The sequence below is a fragment of the Microbacterium sp. CIAB417 genome, from assembly GCF_022788845.1.
This window is the reverse complement of sequence record NZ_JAHZUT010000002.1, coordinates 650,522-668,584: the sequence shown is the minus strand read 5'-3', so window position 1 is coordinate 668,584 and position 18,063 is coordinate 650,522. Positions and strand designations below refer to the sequence as shown.

Below are 18,063 nucleotides of genomic sequence, written 5' to 3'. Positions count from 1 at the left end.
CAAAACCGCAGTCCGCCGCATCCGACCCCGAATCGCCGATTCTGCAGGAGTTCAGGCACGCGGGGCCGGGGACGACACCCCGGCAGGCCCCACGCCCGCACCCCACGCCCGCACCCGTTTCCCCGCACCGCCCGCAGCCCGTTCTCCCACGCCGCACCGCCCGCAGCCCCAACTCCTGCAGAACCGCAGTCCGCCGCGGCATCCACCCCCCGAATCGCCGATTCTGCAGGAGTTCGGGCCCGACGGATGCCGGACCACAGCCCCGTCAGGGGATGGCGCAGGCGCTCTCGACGGACACGCGGATGGGGTCGGCGGCCCGCACGATGAGGCGTTCCACCGGCAGGGTTTCGCTGTAGCGGATGTCCTGCTGCATCGCCCGGTCGGGGGCGTAGCCCGCGTCGTCCCAGATCCGCAGCAGTCGTGCCACGGCGGCGTCGGGATCGTCGGCGCGGATCGAGAACTGTGCGCTCAACCGCGTGCCGGTGTCTGCGCAGGGCGCCGCATCGAACGGGATGTCGGATGCGGCGAGCTCCGCGCCGCCGACACCCAGGGGTGTTCCGCCCGCCGCCGCAACGCTGCGTTCGATGAGCGACCGCATCTCGGCGCGAGCCGCGTCTGCGGTGAGCGGCGGCGGCACCGTGGGATCGGGCGACGGCGTGGGCTCGGCCACCACGCCCACGGGCCTCCCCTCGGCGAGCCGCGCAGCGTCATCGGCCGCCTGCTCGATCGCCGCGGGCATCACCACGAGCTCGGCGATGAGGGCGAGAGAGAAGAGGGTGCCGCAGATGATCGACGTCGCCCGCCACCGACGGGACCGGCGGCGCACGAACGCGAAGAGGAGGAGCGATGCCGCCAGCGCGGTCCCCAGGACGAGCACCGCGGTCTGAAGTGCCTGCGCGCTCCGCTGTGCGCGCGATGCTGATGCGACCACCGTCGGGGCGCCGTACGAGCCCGCGACGACCGCGCCGACGCTGTCGAGGAGCACGAGGAGAATCGCGCAGACGCCGGCGCCGACCGCGGCCACCGCAGCCACCGCGCTGGCCGCGCGCCCCACACCGGCCGCCCGGCTCATCCCCGCAGCGCGGCGATGGGTTCGATGCGAGCGGCGCGCCGCGCGGGCAGCCACCCGGCGGCGAGTCCCACGACCGCGCCGAGGAACGCTCCTCCCACGGCGACGAGCGGGTTGATCACCGGGCTCCACCCCGCGATCACCGACACGAGAACGACCGAGAGCACCGCCACCGCCGAGCCCATGATCCCGCCGAGCATCCCGATGATCGCCGACTCCGCGATGAACTGGCCCGCGATCTGCCGCGGTGTCGCCCCGAGCGCCCGGCGCAGGCCGATCTCGGGCGTGCGCTCCATCACCGAGAGCAGGGTGACGTTGGCGATGCCGAGTCCTCCCGCCAGCAGCACGATCACACCGAGCGCGATGAACACGACGTTGACGTCGGCTTGCACGTTCTGGCTCACGTCGCTGCGTCCGCTGGGAGCGGCCACCTTGATCTGATCCGGAGCATCGGGCGCCAGCGCGAGAGGAGCCTGCTCGCCGATCTGCGGCCCCGCCCCCACGTCGACGCGCGCCTGGATGCTGCCGGGAGCGGCCAGGGCGAAGTCGGCGCGCGCGGTGCCCACCGGGATGATGACCGCGTCCTGCAGGTCGGCGCGTCTCTCGAACGAGTCGACGATGCCGATCACCGCATACGCGAGTCCGTCGATGAAGATCGAGGGCTGACTGTCGACGCGGTTGATGGCGAGCCGATCGGCCTCGCGGGCTCCGAGCACCGCCACGCGGTCGCCGCGCGCGTCGTGCCCGGCATCGAACATCCGCCCCTGGGTCACCCGTCCGCCGAGCGCGTCGAGCAGACCCTCGGATGCGGCCACGACCGGAGCGGGAGCGGCGGATGCGGCCGACGGGTCGTACACGGGCACCGCGGTGATCGCAGCGCCTGCGGGCAGCGTCACCTCGGCGAGGGTCGCCGCGGCGACCACGCCCGCAAGGCGTTCCACCCGTTCCGCGCCGTCCCAGGGCAGACGCGCCGTGGCGACGGAGGTGCCGGACTGCGTGCGCGCCTCGGCCGGCGTGATCTCCACCCGCGTGGCCGCCGCCTGGTCGAACTGGCGGGCGATCTGGCCCGCGGCCGTCTGCGCGAATCCGAGGGTCGCGACGAGCGCGCCGATGCCGAGCACGGTACCGGCGATGGTCATGATCAGCCGCGCGGGCCGCGAGCCGATGTCGGCGGTCGCCTCGGCGACGAGGTCCTGCGAGGTGAACCGGTCGGCGCGGCGAGTCGGCGGCACCAGCGCGCCGAGGTCCACGCGCTCGCGGGCGGCGGCGCGGCGGCGTCTCATGCCACCTCGCTCAGGCGGCCGTCGGCGATCCGCACGCGGCGACTCGCCCTGGCGGCGACGGCATCGTCATGCGTGATGACGATGAGAGTGAGCCCGTCGGCGCGCAGTTCGTCGAAGAGGTCCATGACCTCGTCCGAGGTGCGTCGGTCGAGGTTCCCCGTGGGCTCGTCGGCCAGCAGCAGGCTCGGCCGGCTGACGACCGCGCGCGCCACGGCGACGCGCTGGCGCTCACCGCCCGAGAGAAGCCCCGGCAGGAAGCCGGTGCGCCCGCCGAGCCCCACGCGTTCGAGCGCCGCGCGGGCACGATCCTCGCGCTCGGCGCGCGGCACGCCGCTGTAGAGCATCGGCATCAGCACATTGTCGAGCACGGTGCGTCGCGACATGAGGTGGAAGGCCTGGAACACGAACCCGATACGGCGTGCCCGGACGGCGGCCCTGCTGTCCTCGTCGAGGGATGAGGTGAGCACGCCGTCGAGGTGATACTCCCCGACGCTCGGTCGGTCGAGGAGCCCCAGGATGCTCAGCATCGTGGACTTGCCGGAACCGCTGGGACCGACGATGGAGACGTAGTCGCCCCGCTCGACCGTGAGGTTGATCCCCTTGAGCGCCTGCACCTCGGGAGGTCCGGGGAAGGATCGGGTGACATCGCGCAGCTGCACGAGCGGCGCCGCGGGCGCCGCATCGATCCCGGCCGCATCCGCCACGGCCGCGGTCCGAGTCATCGTCCGACCACGACGAGGTCGCCCTCGTCGACGGCGCCTTCGAGCGGAGTGATCTCCACCGCGCCGCTGGCGGCGAGTCCCGTCTTCACCGTGACCAGGCGGGTCTTCGCGTCGGGGTCGCGGGGATCTCCCTCGACGACCTCGACCCGCGCCTCGCCGCCCGGACCCGCGGTGAGCGCGGCGACGGGGACCGAGAGCACCTCTCCCTGGGTCGCACCCACGGGGATGGCGACACGCACGTTGGAGCCCTGCATCTGCTGGATCTGCTCGGGTGTCAGCGGGTCGGGCTCCAGCTCGATCGACCACCGTCCCGTCGAGTCCTTGCTCGTGCTGGGAGCGAGAGCGGTGATGACGGCGCGATGGGGCGTGCCGTCGGGCAGCTCGAAACTCGCCTCGCCGCCCACCTGCAGCAGGGCCGCGTCCGCTTCGCCCGCCGATCCGGTCAGACGCACGCTGGCTCCGGACACGGTCATGGCGGCGCCCTGCAGCACCGCACCGCGAGTGACGTTGACGGCGTCGACGCGACGCGGCAGGCCCATCAGGTACAGCACCTCGGATGAGGGCAGGAACGCCAGGGACCCTTCCCGGGCACGCTGCAGGTCCTGCTGCGCCTGCTGCACCTGCGCGTTCGCAGCGTCGACGGCCGCGCGCTGCGCGGAGGTGTCGGCGGGCGCATCCAGCTGCTGACGCTCGAGCTGGCGTAGCGCGAGCGTGTCCTGCAGATCGGCGATCTCGGATGCGGACTTGTGCGCCGCGATCGCGTCGTTCACCGCACGCTGGGCTGCTGCGACCGCGTTGTCGGCGGTCTTGACGGCGACGACGTCGGCACCGGAGCGCGCCTTGGCCAGGTCGGCCTGGGCCGCGGCGACCGCCTGCTGGGCCGAGCGCACCCCCGCCTCGGCGGCGCTCACGGCCTGGGCGGCCCCCTCGTCCCCGGAGGGCGCGGGGTAGCCGACGGCGGCGTAGAGCGCCGTGATCCCCGCAGCCGTCTGGGCGTCGAACACGTTCGAGGCCGGGTCTCCCCCGTCGATGCCGACGCTGCGCAGCGCGTTCTTGAGCTGCACCACATCCGGCCCCGAGACGCCGAAGCGCAGGCTCCGGTACGCGGGCAGATCTCCCGGCAGCACGATCACCGGGCGTCCGGCGACCTCCAGCGCGATCGACAGCGTGTTCAGCTCGGCGCCCACCTCGGGCACCTGCCCGGTGACCACAGCCGGCCCCGACAGGGTGGCCGTGTCGATGGTCACCTCGACCGCGTCTGCGTAACCGACATCGGCGCGGATGGTCACGTCGTTGCTGAGCTCACCGAACTCCACCGGAACCGTGATGAGTCCCGGCTCCGGCGCGTCGGCGCGGGACGCCGCCTCCACCGGCGAGACGACGAACGTCCCCACGAGCAGTCCGATCACGAGGCTCGCCACCGCGACCGCGGCGGTGATCCACAGCGGGCGGTTGCCGCGGAACACGCGCCCCCACCCGCGCAGGGCGGCGAAGCGTCCGCGGGGAGCTCCGGCATCCTCGGCCTCGACGGCGGATGCGGCCGCATCCTCGCCGAGCAGCTCGCGCGTCAGCGCGGAATCGTCAGCGGCGTCGTCGGGGACGGGATCGACACTCGTCGGGGCCACCTCGGTCAGCTCGCCTGCTCGGCGGCCGCCTTGAGGGCGTCGAGGTCGGCCTTGTTGTCGGCGATGAACTGCTCCTCGAGCGCGAACTGCACCTTCTCGTACTGGTCGCGGTAGTTCGTCTTCTCACGGCAATCCAGGTCGGCGATCGCCAGCGCGATCTCCTCCTCGCCGAGCTCCTTGAGCTTCGGGTCGTCCTCGACGAAGGCCGTCTGCGCGCTGTAGTACTCGTTCAGCTTGTCGGACATGCTCGTCTGCGCATCGGCCTGCTTGGCGAAGCCGGAGTGGCCCGCATCCGCCATGCACGACGCCCACTCCGCATCGATCTTCGAGAAGCCCGGGTCGTCCGCGATCTTCGTGTAGAAGTCGTTGATCGCGTCGTTGATGGCCTCGAACTCCTCGTCCATCATCGGGTTGGCGCCGGACTCGTGCTGCGCCCAGCCCTGGCAGCCGGCCTTCGTCCAGTCGTACTCGTACGAGCCGTCCTCGCTCAGCTCCTCCTCGGAGGGGGAGGGACCGTACAGGGCCTCGTAGAACGCCGCCTGCTCCGACTCCGACAGGCTCGAGACGTAGTCCTGGTTGGGGTCGACGTACTCCTCCTGGTCGGTGGGCGTCTCGTCGCGGCCGGGGTAGTTGACCATGCCGTAGCCGTACTGGGTCACCCAGTCGCGGTCGTCCGGCTTCCATTCGACGTCTTCGCCGCTGCTGAAGGAGACCGACTGGATGTTGGGCGTGTAGTCGAAGCCTTCCTCCGACATGCACTGCGCCACGAGCTCCTCGGACTTCTTCTGCTGCTCGGTGAAGCGCGCCTCCTGCTCTTCGGGAGACAGATCACCGCCCCAGATCGAGGACAGGTAGGCCGACAGCGGCGACTCGGGGCGGTCATCACCCTTGTCGCCGTCGGCGGGTGAGCAGGCGGCCAGAGCGAGCGCCGCGACGACGCCGAGCGGCGCGATGGCGAGCAGGCGTGAACGAACCATGATTCCCCCATAGGTCACCGGCGCCGATGCGACGACGCACATGCTCAGCTTAGGGATCGCATAACGTCTTCCCATCTGGGAAGACGCCGCGCATCCGCCCCATCCGATCGGATAAGGTGTCGCGCCGCTCAGATCAGCGGCAGTCGCGCGCGCAGCACCGCACCGCCTGTGGCGCCCGCCGTGAGCTCGAGGGTTCCCCCGACGACATCGAGCTGCTGGCGCAGGCGAGCCAGTCCCGACATCCGCGCGTCCGCGGCGGGTGAGACACCGTCGCTGACGACCTCGAGCAGCAGCACGCCACGGGTCATGCGCGCGGCGAGTCGGATGCGGCGCGCGCCGCCGTGGCGCAGCGCGTTCGTCTGCCCCTCCTCCAACACTCGCACCACGACGATCCGCATCCGCTTGTCGATGCGCGCACCGAGCACCGCGAGCAGCGGCGACGCCTCGTCGACGATCTCGACGTGCGCAGGAGTGCGGGCCGCGAGCGCCCGCACCGCGGGCGCCAGCCCCCGGTCGAGATCGACGGGGTACAGCCGCTCGCTCAGAGCGCGCAGCTCATGCTCGCGCAGGCGGGCGAGCGTGTCGGCCACTTCGGTGATGCGCTGCGGCGTCGGGATCCCCGCGGCGATGTCGCGCAGCTCCGCCTCGAGCACGACGAACGTCCCCTGCACCGCGCCGTGGATCGTGGCGGCCACGTCCTTGCGCACTCGCAGCTCTTCCGCGCGCACATCGTCCATGAGGGTCAGCGCTCTCTCCTGCGCCTCGATACGGGTCAGATCCGCCTCGCGCGCGCGACGCCAGAGGTCGGCGAACTGGAGTCCGCTGCCGAGAGCGAGCAGCGCCAGGAGGAAGCTCATCGCCGTCTCCAGGCCGACCACGCGCATCGCGCCCGCCGAGCCCGCATCCACCACCCCGCTGAGCACCTGCAAGACGGATCGGATGACGGCGGCCGTGACGGCGAGCGAGAGCACGACGGCGACCCGGGCGCGCGTCCCCCGCCGCTCGGGGCGCAGCAGCGACGCGCCGCCGACCACGATCGCGACGGCGGTGAAGTTGTACGCCCATCGCAGCATGACCTCGGAGAGCGGGTCCGGAGCGAGCTGGCGCATGTCGTCGGAGACGACGCCGAGTACGAGCACGGCTTGCACGCTGGCGAGCACCGCGCCCAGCGCCGAGACGAGCGCGGTCGCGCCGACCATGATGCGCGAGAGCGCGCGTTCCTCGGATGCGGCCGCCCGCGCGAGCGGGGAGACGGTGATCGATCCGGCGCGACGGGCACGGCGGATCGATCGGGCGGGGACGGGCGCGGTCACTCTCGTTCGCGACGCCCGCGCACGACGATGGTCACCAGGGTCGCGAATCCCACCACGCCCAGCGCACCCCAGACCCACGGCAGACCCTGCGTCGCCGCAGCCGCCCATGCGGCAGCACTCGCGAGAGACATCGCACGCCCTTCCCCAGAAGATGCGGCTCCCCCAGGAGGCCGCAATGAAAAATGTAGACCCCGTCCACGTTCCGGCCGCGCGCAGCTGAGTATTTCCCCTTGCGCCGGCCACGGCCGGGGTGTCCGATGAGCGTCATCGTTCACCGGCCCGAAATAAGGTCTGTGGCAGGATGGTGCCCGATACTCCCGATCTGAGAGGCACCATGGAACTCAGCGACTACATCCGGGTTCTGCGGAAGAACTGGCTGATCATCGTCGTCGCAACTCTCGTCGGGCTGGGGGCGGCCGCCGGATATTCGCTGACCCGCACGCCCCTCTATGAGTCGCAGGCCTCGGTGGTCGTCTCGACCCAGTCCAGCGGCAGCGTGCAGGAGATCTCGCAGGGATCGACGTTCACTCAGCAGCGTGTTGCGACGTACGTCAACGTCGCCACGACGCCTCTCGTGCTCGATCCCGTCATTCGCGATCTCGGACTCGACGTGACCGCCGGCACTCTGGCGAAGAGCGTCAACGTCAGCAGCACCCTCAACACCACCTTCATCACGATCGCCGTGACCGATCCCGACCCCGTCCAGGCCGCCGACATCGCCAACGCCGTGGCGGCCCAGCTGCCGCTCGCGGTCGAGGAGATCGAACCGTCCACCGGCGGCGAGAGCCCGGTGCGCCTCACGACGGCGAGCACGGCAATCCCCACGAACGTCCCGGTCAGCCCGAACGTCCCCCTGAACCTCGCACTCGGGGCGCTCATCGGCCTCGCCGTCGGCATCGGCATCGCGGTGCTGCGGACCGTCCTCGACTCCCGCATCCGCACCATCCGCGACGTCAACCAGATCACCGACCGCCCGATCCTCGGTGCGATCCCGTACGACCCGAAGGCGGCGGAGCGGCCCATCATCATCCAGGCCGATCCGTACAACACCCGGTCGGAGTCGTTCCGTGCCCTGCGCACGAACCTGCAGTTCATCGAGATGGACGGCGGTCACTCCTTCGTGGTCACCTCCTCCATCCCGAGCGAGGGCAAGTCCACCACGACCGTGAACCTCGCGATCGCGCTGGCGGATGCGGGAAAGCGCGTCGCCCTCATCGACACCGACCTGCGAAAGCCCAAGGTGGCCGAGTATCTCGGCATCGAGGGCGGAGCGGGTCTCACGGATGTGCTGATCGGCCGCGCGAAGGTCGGCGACGTGATGCTCCCCTGGGGCAAGCGTCCGCTGTTCGTCCTGCCGGCCGGCAAGGTGCCGCCGAACCCCAGCGAGCTGCTCGGCTCGCGTCAGATGGCGCAGCTGCTCGAGGCGATCAGCCGCGACTTCGACGTGGTGCTGCTCGATGCTCCGCCGCTGCTGCCGGTGACGGATGCGGCGATCCTCTCGCGTGAGACCACCGCCGCCATCCTCGTCGTGGCCGCCGGTCGCACGACGACGGGTCAGCTCACCGCGGCCCTCACGGCTCTCGAGACGGTCGACGCGAAGGTGGGCGGCATCGTCATGAGCATGGTTCCGACCCGCGGGCCGGATGCCTACGGGTACGGCTATGGCTACGGGTACGGCGGCTACGGCACGTACGGCACCCCGCCGGAGCCGGCGCCGAAGAAGAACTCACGCAAGCGGGCGCCGGAGGATGACGCCAGCCTCGACGAGCTCGTGAAGGGCTCCTGAGCAGAGAGGCGTTCGTGCGATGTCCTCACGTCGTCGCCCGATTCATCGCTCCACCCCCGTCAGACGCGCGCTGACGGGGGTTCTCGTTTCCGTCCTGGCGGTGGCCGCCATCGCGCTCGCGGTGTTCGCGCTGAACCCGCGCACCCCGCCCGACCCTGGACAGTGAGCCGCGGCTCGTGCCGAGCACCCACGGGTTGATCGGCGAGTTCGGCATCGTGGCGGCGAAGTCGGGGCACACGGATGCCGCCGGCTACAACCTGGCGTTCCGCAGCGACGCCGGGGACGCCCCGGTCGTCGGCGTCATCCTCGGCGCACCGTCGGTGGCGCAGCGCGACCTCGACGCCGGACGCCTCATCAGCGGCATCGCGCGCTGACCGCACGCGACCGAGGGGCCGGACCCGCAGGCCCGACCCCTCGGTGTGTGCTCGCTCGTCAGACGAGGCGCCGCCGTGCGGCGATCACGCACGCCAGACCGAACAGCAGGAGCATCCCGCCGCCCACCGCCAGCCCGATCGGCGCGTCCGCACCGGTCGCGGGCAGGCCGGTCACGGTCAGCGTCCGCCAGGCAACGACCGTGCCGGACGAGGTGACGACGACGGTGTGGGTGCCAGCTGCCAGGCTCGCCGGCACCTTCACGACGATCTTCCCCTGCGCGTCGGCGGTGTGGGAGCCGGCGTATGTCGGTGTGGAGAAGAACCACACGTCGTACTGCTGCCCCGGCACGAGCCCCGAGAGGGTGAGCGTGCCGCCCGCCGGAACGCGGCTCAGGTCGAGACCGAGGTCACCGCGGTTGGCGTCGTTCAGGCCGGACTCGCTCGGTGCGACCGGGGCGCCGCCGGTCGGCGCGAGAACCACCGGCCCCTGCCCGGCGCCGGAGCCATCGCCCGAGCCCGAGCCCGGCTCCTCGCCCGAACCGGGCTCCTGCCCGCCGGCGTCGACCCCCGGGAGCGGGATGCTGACGCCCACCGACTCCTCGGAGGAACCGACGGCGTTCACCGCGGCGACCGTGAAGGTGTACGCCTTGCCGGGCTCGAGCCCGCCCATGGTCGCCATCGTGCCGGTCGTGGTGTACGAGAGCGGCGAGCCCTCGGCCGGGTACGCCCGCACGACGTAGGACGTGATCGGCGAACCGCCGTCCGAGAGCGGCGCGGTCCACACCAGATTCACTGCGCCGGGCACGAGCGGGTAGCCCGCCGCCGAGACCGGCCCGGGCACGCCGGGGACGGTCGCGACTGGTGCCGCGTCGTTCGTCGTGACGGTGACCGGGACGGATGCGGCACCCGCACCGGCCTTGTTGCGCGCCGTGACGGTGACCGCGTACTCGGTGCTGGCGTCGAGCCCGTCGACCGTGGCGGTGGTCTCCGTGGCGGTCACGCTGCGCACGAGGTCGCCGCCCTTGCGCACGTCGACCTGGTAGCTCACCGGTGCGCCGCCGTCGTCCTCGGGGGCTGTCCAGGCGACCGTGATCTCCGAGTCGGAGATGGCGGCCGCATCGACCCCCGTGGGCGTGCCGGGCACGGTGACCGGGGGCGCCTCGGTGGTGAACGGCAGCGGCTCGGATGCCGCGCTCGTGCCGGCCTCGTTGACCGCCTTGACGGTCACGGCGTAGGCCGTGGACGGGTCGAGGTCGGCGATGAGCGCGGTGCGCCCGTCGACCACGACCGCCGCGTCGGCGGGCCGGTCGCCGACCGTGACGGTGACGAGGTACGAGGTCACCGGCGAACCGCCGTCGTCCTCGGGCGCGTTCCACACGATGGTCGCCGTCGTCGAGGTCACCGAGGTGGTGCGCAGACCGGCCGGTGCGGAGGGCACGGTGATCACCGGGGGCTGCACGTCGGTGCGGCCGGAGATGATCGTGGGTGCGCCCTCGCCGACGGCGTTGACCGCGCGCACGGTGAGCTCGTACAGCGTGTCGGCGTCGAGCTCGTCGATGACGATGCCGGTCGCGTTCGCTGCCGCGATCTTGCTGAACGGGTCGCCGCCCGCGGGCTTCACGGTGACCCGGAATCCCGTGATGGGGCTGTTGCCGTCGTCGGTCGGCGCCGTCCAGCTGAGCGCGAGGGAGTCGGGCGTGGTGGCCGTCACCTTCACGTCCGTCGGGGCCCCCGGCACGGTGAGCGCCTTCGTCCCGAACGGGGTACGGGCGGATGCTGCGCCGGTGCCGAGCACGTTGCGTGCGGCGACCGTGACCTCGTACCCGGTGCCGGGCTCGAGTCCGCCGATCTTCTGCGTGGTCACGGCACCGACGGGGATGGTGCGCAGCGGGTTGTCCTCCCCCGCCTCGTAGAGCACGATCTCGTACCCGGTGATGGGTGAGCCACCGTTCGCCGGGGCGGTCCAGGTGACGGTCGCCTCGGTGGTGGTGGGGTCGCTCACCGTCGGGGCGGCCGGGGCCTTCGGCGCGGTGGGCGCTGCGGTGACGGTGAGGGTCGCCGCATCCGTCTCGATGGTGTCGGTGCCCTGCGTGAACACGGCACGGAACTGCGCCCCGTCGTCGTCGAGGCCGGCCGCGTCGAGCCACAGCGTTGGCGACTGCGCGCCCTCGATCGGGGTCCAGGTGTCGCTGCCGGCGTCGCGGCGCTCCCACTGGACCGTGGGCACCGGGATGCCAGAGGCGATCGCCTCGAACGAGACCTCCGCGCCCTCGGTGACGGTCGCGCTCTGCGGGCCGGCGACGAGCTGGAACGTCTCGCTGAGCGACTGCTCGGGCGTGAGCGGGGTCGCACCCTCCGGCAGTTCCGGCACCTCCACCTCGGGGAGCTGGACGCGCGCACCACCGGAGATGTGGATGATGTCGGCGGTCTCCCGCGTCGGCTTGTCGTCGTACCAGACGGTGCCGAGTTCGGGGTGGTACACGTACAGCGTGTAGTCGCCCGGCGGCAGCGGCGGCAGCTGGAAGTCGCCGTTCTCGTCGGTGGTCACCTCGATGTCGAGGATCGGGCTGGTCGGCGCGGCGCCGGTCACGAACGCGGCGAACGCGCCGAACATGCGGGCGAAGACGTTCGTCTCCGGCGCGGTCGCCACGCCGACGGTCGCGGCCGACAGCGGCGCCCCGTCGGGACCGAGGATGCGGCCGCTCACGGTGCCGCCGAGCGACATCCGCACGTCGAGGTTCGTGATGTCGCGGTCGACGATCTCGATGACCTGCGCGTCGTCGAACTCGTCGGCACCGTCGTACCACTGCGTCACGTACAGGCCGGACCAGTTCGAGAACTCGACCTTGTACCGGCCCGGGCGCAGCGCCTGGGTCGCGAAACCGCCGTCGGAGTTGGAGCTGTACGACCAGTTCGTGTTGCTCCACCGGTCGTCGGCGTCGTAGGCGTAGACCGAGACGCCCGAGAGTGCGGCGCCGTTGTTGGCCGCGGAGACCGTGCCGGTGATGCGGTAGCCGCGTTCCAGTGCGATCTCGAGACCGGTGAGGCCGTCTGCCGGGACGGTGATGGTCGTCTCGGTCGCGACGTGCGTCGAGGACGCCCCGATACTGAGGGCATACTCACCGGCTGCGGGCACGTAGAAGGTGAAGGCTCCGGTCGCGGAGGTGGATACCGAGGAACGGTCCTCGAGATGCACCGAGGCGTCCCTGACCGGACTGCGGTCGACGGAGTCGACGAGGCGCCCCGTGACGATGACGCCGGCCGGGAGGGTCATGTCAGCGGTGACCGGTGCGCCGCCGACGACGATCGTTTCGGCGTCTTCGCGGGTTGCGGCGTCGCGCCACCACCGTTCGGTGGCGTTCGTGCTCGCGTACCAGGGCTGGAAGTGCAAGTACACCGTTGCACCGTCGGGGATCCCGGACAGCTGGTACGCGCCGGTGCTGGAGTCCGAATACGTGGACCTGGAGTTGGACCAGCTGGAGTCCTCGTTCCCTTCGGTCCATTCCGCGCGCACCTGTGCGTAGATCGGCGTCCCGTCGGCGGCACGCACGGTGCCGGAGATCTGCGGCGGGACGACCTCGAGCACGATGCCGTCGGTGACGGCGCCCGCGGTCACGGTGATCGTCCCAGCGGCGCGGACCTGCGCCGAGCCGATCGACCCGTTCACGGAGTAGTCACCCGGGGCCAGGCCGAAGACGGACCAGGTGCCCTCGTCGTCGAGGAACGACGACAGGCTCGTGTAGACCGACCTGTAGGCGCGGTAGTCGCCGTCGGTGGGCGACAGCGAGAGCGACACCCAGGCGGTCGTCTCGAACGACGACGCCTCGGGGAACGTGCCGGACACCCCGCCACCGAGCGTCATCGCGATGTCGGCGGTGTCGTAGGTCTCGTCGGCATCGAGAGAGATCGCGGACGCGTCCTGCTGCGTCCCGTCGCCGCCGAACCACCGGTCGATGTAGAGGGTCGCCCCGCCGACCGCTTTCAGCGCGAAGTTGTTCACGCCGAGACGGTTGAAGGCGTAGCGGCCGTCCCGGTCGGTCACGGTCGACGCGATCGGGGACGAGGTGTTCGTGTTGTCGGCGCGGTAGAGCTGCAGCGTGACACCCTCGACAGGCTCGCCGTCCGCCGCATCCGTGATCTCGCCGCTGATCGTGCCCGTACCCCCGCTGATGAGGATGCTGACCGGCTCGTCGGCGACGGTGACCACAGTGGCAGCGGCGAGGCTGTTCGCGCCGTCGTAGTACACGGTCGTGCCGGTCGAGGAGTCGGAGTACCGCACGATGTAGTCACCGGCCGGCACGTCGAACACGGCCTGCGTCGTCGACGGGCTCAACCAACGCGTGGCGATCTCCCCCGACGTGGCCGGGTCGATGAGTGCGACCGTCGGGTAGCCCTCCGTGGCCATGTCGATCGTGACGGTCAGCTTCGTGGTGGTGGCCGCCGGCATACCGGCGAGGTCGAGGGTGACCGTCTCCCCCGCGGTGACCGTGAACGGGTCCCCCCACACGGTGCGCACGTCGCCGGCGGAGTAGGCGAACCGGTAGGTGCCGGGCGGCACGTCGAAGAAGGTGAACGCAGCACCGTCGCGGGTGGCCCATGCGGCGCTGATGTTCGTGTTCGATGCCTCGACCAGGTACAGCGACGTGATGCCGGTGCCGCCGCCGGGCAGCGTACCGGTGACGGCGCCACCCCGCTCCACGGTGACGTCGATGCCGGTCAGCGACGCGCCTGCCACCACCTGGAGGAGCGTCGCGGTGTCGTAGGTCTCGCCGCCGTAGTAGGTGTGCAGGCCGTCGCCCTGCTTGGGGCTGACGTCGATCCGGTACGGCGCGGCGATGAGGTTGCCGAGCACGTAGCGGCCCTGGCTGTCGGTCTTGGCCCGCGAGTAGCTCCAGCTGCCGTTCTGGGCGGATGCCGCGACGGTGGCCCCCTCGAGCGGGCGGCCGGCGGTGTCGCGCACGACGCCGGAGATCCTCGTGTCGCCGTAGCTGAGCACCGCGTCGAGGCCGGCGACGGTCTCGCCCACCGTGACGGTGATGGGGGTGGCCGACGCTTCGGTCGCAGCTCCGTTCCACCATGCCTCCCGGAACGACGAGCCGTCCGAGAGCTTCACGCGGTACGTGCCGGCCGGCACGACGGTCTGCCAGGTGGTCTGCACCCCGGGGGTGACGATGCCGTTCCAGCCGCTGGAGACGTCGTCGGAGACGGCGGCGACGTGGTGCCAGAACGGTCCGGTGGCGGCAGCGGGCGCGGTGAGCACGCCGGTGAGCAGCGCCCCCTTCGCGACACCGAGGTCACCGAGGTCGTAGGCGTAGCCGAGCGTCAGGTCCTCCAGCGAGCCGAACCCGCGCAGGTACTTCGTCTCGTATGCGGGGCCGACGTTGACGCCGTACCACTGGTCTGTCAGCAGCGTGAGCGTGAACCGGCCGTCGGCGGTGGTGTAGACGGCGTCGTCGGGGATGACGCCGTCTCCGGCGAACTCCGCCCAGACGGGCACCTGCGCAGCCGGGGCGCCGGAGCCGGCGTCGACGACGCGGCCGGTGAGGGTGACGACGCCGGGGGTTCCTTCGGTGCCGTCGATGCTCCGCGGGTCCTCGGTCTCGTAGGTGAAGGATGCTGCCTGCACCGCCGCGGCACCGACGAGCTCCTCGGGCGCACCGCTCCGCGCGACCGAGCCGTTCTCGGGTGCGGTGGGCGCGGCATCCGGGGCTTCGGGCTCGGCCGGCGCGATCGGCGCTTCCACGGGTGTGCTGGGCGCAGGGGCCTCGGGGGCCGCCGGCTCCTCGGGAGCAGGCTCGGGCGCGACCGTCTCGACCGGCGTCGAGGTGACGGTCGGCGTCGGCTCCGGCACGGTGTCGTCGGCGACGGCGACGGCGCCGGTCGCGCCGGTGACGACGAGTGCGATGGTGGCCGCGAAGGCCGCGAATGACGTGAACAGGCGCGAGCGCGCGCCATGGCGTGATGCCATGAGTTCCCCCAAGTAGCGCCGCGAAGCGGCTTCCCCCATGGAAGCCGCTTCGCGACTTCCAGATCGCACTCCGCCCCGCGGTGTGCTCTCCGGGCAGACGCTAGCGGACACGCGTCTGGACTCGCAATCCAGAGTCTCGTCGTGCACCGTTCCCGGACGATCCCGGACACCCGTCACACCTTGCTGCCGAGACGCGAACGGCGCCGGCCGGAATGCACGCGCTACCGTAGTCGGCAACGGCATCCCCCACCGAACTCGGAGTCGCACGCATGGTCAGGCACCGGTCCACGTCGCGTTCGTTCTCGATCACCGCGCGTTGGTTGGCCGGTGTCGGTGTGGCGGTGGTCGCGGTCGTCGTGGTGGTGCTGGTGGTGCTCGCGCTGCAGCACGCGCGCGGGGGCGATGCGGCCGATTCGACGCCGCGGCCGGTGCCCACGTTCACCGATCCGACGCCGGCCGAGACGCCGACACCGACCCCGACGACGCCGCCGGTCCCCGCCCCGCCGGGCGCCGACGAGCGCTTCCTCGCGGTCGGCGACGGTGCGATGTGGCGCGGCACCGCCGGCCAGTGCGACGGCCCGGCGCCGGTGATCGAGCGTTCGACCGACGACGGCGAGACGTGGGAAGACGTCACCCCCACCTATCGCGGCATCACGCAGTTGCTCTCGCTCGAGCCGCTCGCTGGCGATCAGGCCGAGATCATCGCGCGGGTGGGCCCAAGCTGCGAGATGCAGGCGCTGCGCACCTTCACCTACGGCCAGTTCTGGGAGCCCTACCCCGATGTGCTCGCCGCCTCGACCTACATCGACCCGACGAACCCCGGCTCGGTCATCCGCCCCACCGGCGCGGTCGACGCCCCCTGCGCCTCGGCATGGGGGCTCCGCTCTGCAGGCGACACAGTTGGCCTGATCTGTGACGGGACGGCGTATCAACTCGTAGACGGCGCGTGGCAGGCCGTGGGCACGGATGCGGTCGCCATCGCGATCGTGGACGGGGAGGTTGTGATGGTCACGAGCGCCGAGGCGCAGGCGCCGGCGGCCACAGCCGCGACGCCGGAAGGCCTCCTGGCATGGTCCGGCGACACCATGACCACACTGATCCGCTGATGTGGGTGAGCCGGTCGTAGATCCCGGCGGCGAGGAGGGTGGGCACCGGGGCAGCCGCCGCGCCGGCGGCCGCCCCGGGAACGGCTCAGTTGTAGAGCATGCCGCCGTCGACCAGCAGCACCTGACCGGTGACGTAGTCGGCGTTCGGCCCCGCGAAGAACGACACCACACCGGCGACGTCCTCGGGCGTCTCGATGCGGCCGAGCATGATGCTGTCGACGTTCTCCTTCAGGTTCTGCCCGCGCGGCTTCCCGTTGATCTCGGACAGCTTCTCGTCGATCAGATCCCACATTCCCGTGCCGACGATGCCGGGAGCGTAGGCGTTCACGGTGATCCCCTGCGGAGCGAGCTCCTGGGCGGCGACCTGGGTGATGCCGCGGACGGCGAACTTCGAGGCCGAGTACGCGCCCAAGATCGGGAACCCCTTGATCGAGGCGATCGACGCCGCCGAGATGATCCGGCCCTTCACCCCGAGCTCGGTGAACTTCGCGGCGGCGGCCTGGATGCCGAAGACGACGCTGTTGACGTTGATCGCGAAGATCGTGTTCAGCTCTTCCTCGGTGATCTCCGTGATCGGCTTCACCTGAGCGATGCCGGCGTTGTTGACGATGACGTCGAACCCGCCCAGCTGGGAGGCGGCGGCGTCGACCGCGGCCTCGATGTCGGCCTTCTTCGAGACGTCTGCCGCCACGAAGATGGCCTTGCGGCCCATCGCCTCGATCTCCGCGACGACGGCGCGTGCCTTCTCCTCCTGGAACGGGAGGTCGGCCACCGCGATGTCGAATCCGTCACCGGCGAGCTTGAGAGCGATGCCTCGGCCGATGCCCTGACCCGCACCGGTGACCAGCGCGACCTTGTTCTCTGTCATGAAGTGACTCCTGTTCGTTCTGCTGGATACGCCGCTGTTCGCGGAGTATCCGTTCTGCTGGGTGTGCCGCGGTCGGCGGTGCACCCTTCTTCCTTCTTACTCTTGTTGCGGGCTGCCGTGCCGCGCGGATGATGTTGCGGGCGGGATCGCCGACGGCCGCGCTCGGGGCTCTCGGTACGGTGGAGTGATGGGTGAGGACCTGGCCGTACGGATCGTGCTGTTGGTGCTCATGGTGGGAGCGGGAATCCTCATCATCTGGATGGCCCGAGCGACTGCGTCCGGGCGCCTCATGCGCAACGCCGTCGCGGGGATCCGGGTGCCGAGCACGATGGCCAGCGAAGAAGCATGGCTGGCAGCTCATATCCGCGCGAAGCGGCCGACCACGTTCGGGGGAGTCGCGTCGATAGCGAGCGGACTCGTCGCCCTTCTCCCCGTGCCCGAGACGATGCTCGCGGCGTCGGTGCTCGTGGGATGCGGCGTCATGCTGGCGTTCGTGCTCTACGGCGCGCGCGTGGGCAGCCGAGCCGCGGCAGAGGTCTCGGCGAGCTCAGACCGCTGAGCTCCGCCGGCGAACGCTCATGGCGTCAGGGCGATACGCGGATCAGCGCGCCGCTTCCACCGACTTCAATCGCGCCGGGGTCCGGAGAACGGCGCCCGACAGCATAGGACCGGTCGCCATGACCGAGCGCAGCGCGCGCCGGGCGACATCTGATCGCAGGGCAGGCACCCTAAACCCCCTCCCGCAGGAGGGGAGTGCTCACCCTGACGGGGAGGCGGGCCGGCTCAGTATTCTCCTGCCAACTCGCAACGACGCGGGCCACAGCACTGCGGAACGGGGATCTCTCAAAGGAACATGCCGATGCCGAGTCCGGCGCCCATGCAGTCGTTCATGGTTCCCCCTGAATCGGTGAGCGACTGAATCGGTGAGCGACGCTTCGGAGCATATCGGTGGGAGGTCGAGCAGAAGTCTCG

13 protein-coding genes are annotated in these 18,063 nt (G+C 71.1%); 4 read left to right on the top strand and 9 right to left on the bottom strand.

Annotated features, from left to right (window positions below):
* Positions 1-265 precede the first annotated feature (265 nt).
* The 7 genes from KYX17_RS09830 to KYX17_RS32010 all read right to left on the bottom strand — a co-directional run bounded on the left by KYX17_RS09830 (position 266) and on the right by KYX17_RS32010 (position 7,120).
* Positions 266-1,072: a hypothetical protein gene (locus tag KYX17_RS09830; RefSeq protein WP_243226812.1), complete on the bottom strand. Its 807-nt coding sequence runs from the start codon at positions 1,070-1,072 to the stop codon at positions 266-268.
* The gene (locus KYX17_RS09825; RefSeq protein WP_243226811.1) at positions 1,069-2,352 is read right to left on the bottom strand and encodes an ABC transporter permease; all 1,284 of its coding nucleotides are present in this window, start codon (positions 2,350-2,352) and stop codon (positions 1,069-1,071) included. Before KYX17_RS09825 ends, KYX17_RS09830 begins: the two co-directional genes overlap by 4 nt.
* Positions 2,349-3,074 carry an ABC transporter ATP-binding protein gene (locus tag KYX17_RS09820; protein ID WP_243226810.1) on the bottom strand — a complete coding sequence of 242 codons (726 nt, stop codon included), beginning with the start codon at positions 3,072-3,074 and terminating at the stop codon, positions 2,349-2,351. The genes KYX17_RS09825 and KYX17_RS09820 overlap by 4 nt, the downstream gene beginning before the upstream one ends.
* Positions 3,071-4,699, bottom strand: a complete 1,629-nt coding sequence (locus tag KYX17_RS09815) for a hypothetical protein (protein WP_243226809.1) — start codon at positions 4,697-4,699, stop codon at positions 3,071-3,073. Before KYX17_RS09815 ends, KYX17_RS09820 begins: the two co-directional genes overlap by 4 nt.
* Positions 4,700-4,704: 5 nt before the next feature.
* Entirely contained in the window at positions 4,705-5,676 is a 972-nt protein-coding gene (locus tag KYX17_RS09810; protein WP_243226808.1) for a hypothetical protein, read from the bottom strand.
* A gap of 128 nt (positions 5,677-5,804) precedes the next feature.
* Entirely contained in the window at positions 5,805-6,989 is a 1,185-nt protein-coding gene (locus tag KYX17_RS09805) for a sensor histidine kinase (RefSeq protein ID WP_243226807.1), read from the bottom strand.
* Positions 6,986-7,120 (bottom strand): hypothetical protein, encoded by a 135-nt coding sequence (locus tag KYX17_RS32010; RefSeq protein ID WP_283818112.1) that lies wholly within the window; start codon positions 7,118-7,120, stop codon positions 6,986-6,988. The genes KYX17_RS09805 and KYX17_RS32010 overlap by 4 nt, the downstream gene beginning before the upstream one ends.
* A 203-nt stretch (positions 7,121-7,323) precedes the next feature.
* Between KYX17_RS32010 and KYX17_RS09800 the strand changes: the two genes are divergently transcribed.
* Positions 7,324-8,775, top strand: coding sequence for a polysaccharide biosynthesis tyrosine autokinase (locus KYX17_RS09800; protein WP_243226806.1), 1,452 nt, complete (start codon positions 7,324-7,326; stop codon positions 8,773-8,775).
* 176 nt (positions 8,776-8,951) lie between these two features.
* A complete protein-coding gene (locus tag KYX17_RS09795) occupies positions 8,952-9,149 on the top strand; it encodes a hypothetical protein (RefSeq protein ID WP_243226805.1) in 198 nt (65 codons plus the stop codon).
* Positions 9,150-9,207: 58 nt separating this feature from the next.
* Here the strand turns inward: KYX17_RS09795 and KYX17_RS09790 are convergent, their stop codons facing one another.
* On the bottom strand, positions 9,208-15,117 hold the full coding sequence (locus KYX17_RS09790) for a fibronectin type III domain-containing protein (RefSeq protein ID WP_243226804.1): 5,910 nt from the start codon (positions 15,115-15,117) through the stop codon (positions 9,208-9,210).
* 269 nt (positions 15,118-15,386) lie between these two features.
* Between KYX17_RS09790 and KYX17_RS09785 the strand changes: the two genes are divergently transcribed.
* A complete protein-coding gene (locus KYX17_RS09785; RefSeq protein WP_243227305.1) occupies positions 15,387-16,223 on the top strand; it encodes a hypothetical protein in 837 nt (278 codons plus the stop codon).
* An 85-nt stretch (positions 16,224-16,308) separates the two neighbouring features.
* Here KYX17_RS09785 and KYX17_RS09780 read toward each other — a convergent pair whose 3' ends face one another.
* Positions 16,309-17,091 (bottom strand): acetoin reductase, encoded by a 783-nt coding sequence (locus tag KYX17_RS09780; RefSeq protein ID WP_243226803.1) that lies wholly within the window; start codon positions 17,089-17,091, stop codon positions 16,309-16,311.
* Positions 17,092-17,278: 187 nt separating this feature from the next.
* Here KYX17_RS09780 and KYX17_RS09775 point away from each other — a divergent pair, with 187 nt between their 5' ends.
* The gene (locus KYX17_RS09775; RefSeq protein WP_243226802.1) at positions 17,279-17,650 is read left to right on the top strand and encodes an SdpI family protein; all 372 of its coding nucleotides are present in this window, start codon (positions 17,279-17,281) and stop codon (positions 17,648-17,650) included.
* The last annotated feature ends 413 nt before the right edge of the window (positions 17,651-18,063 follow it).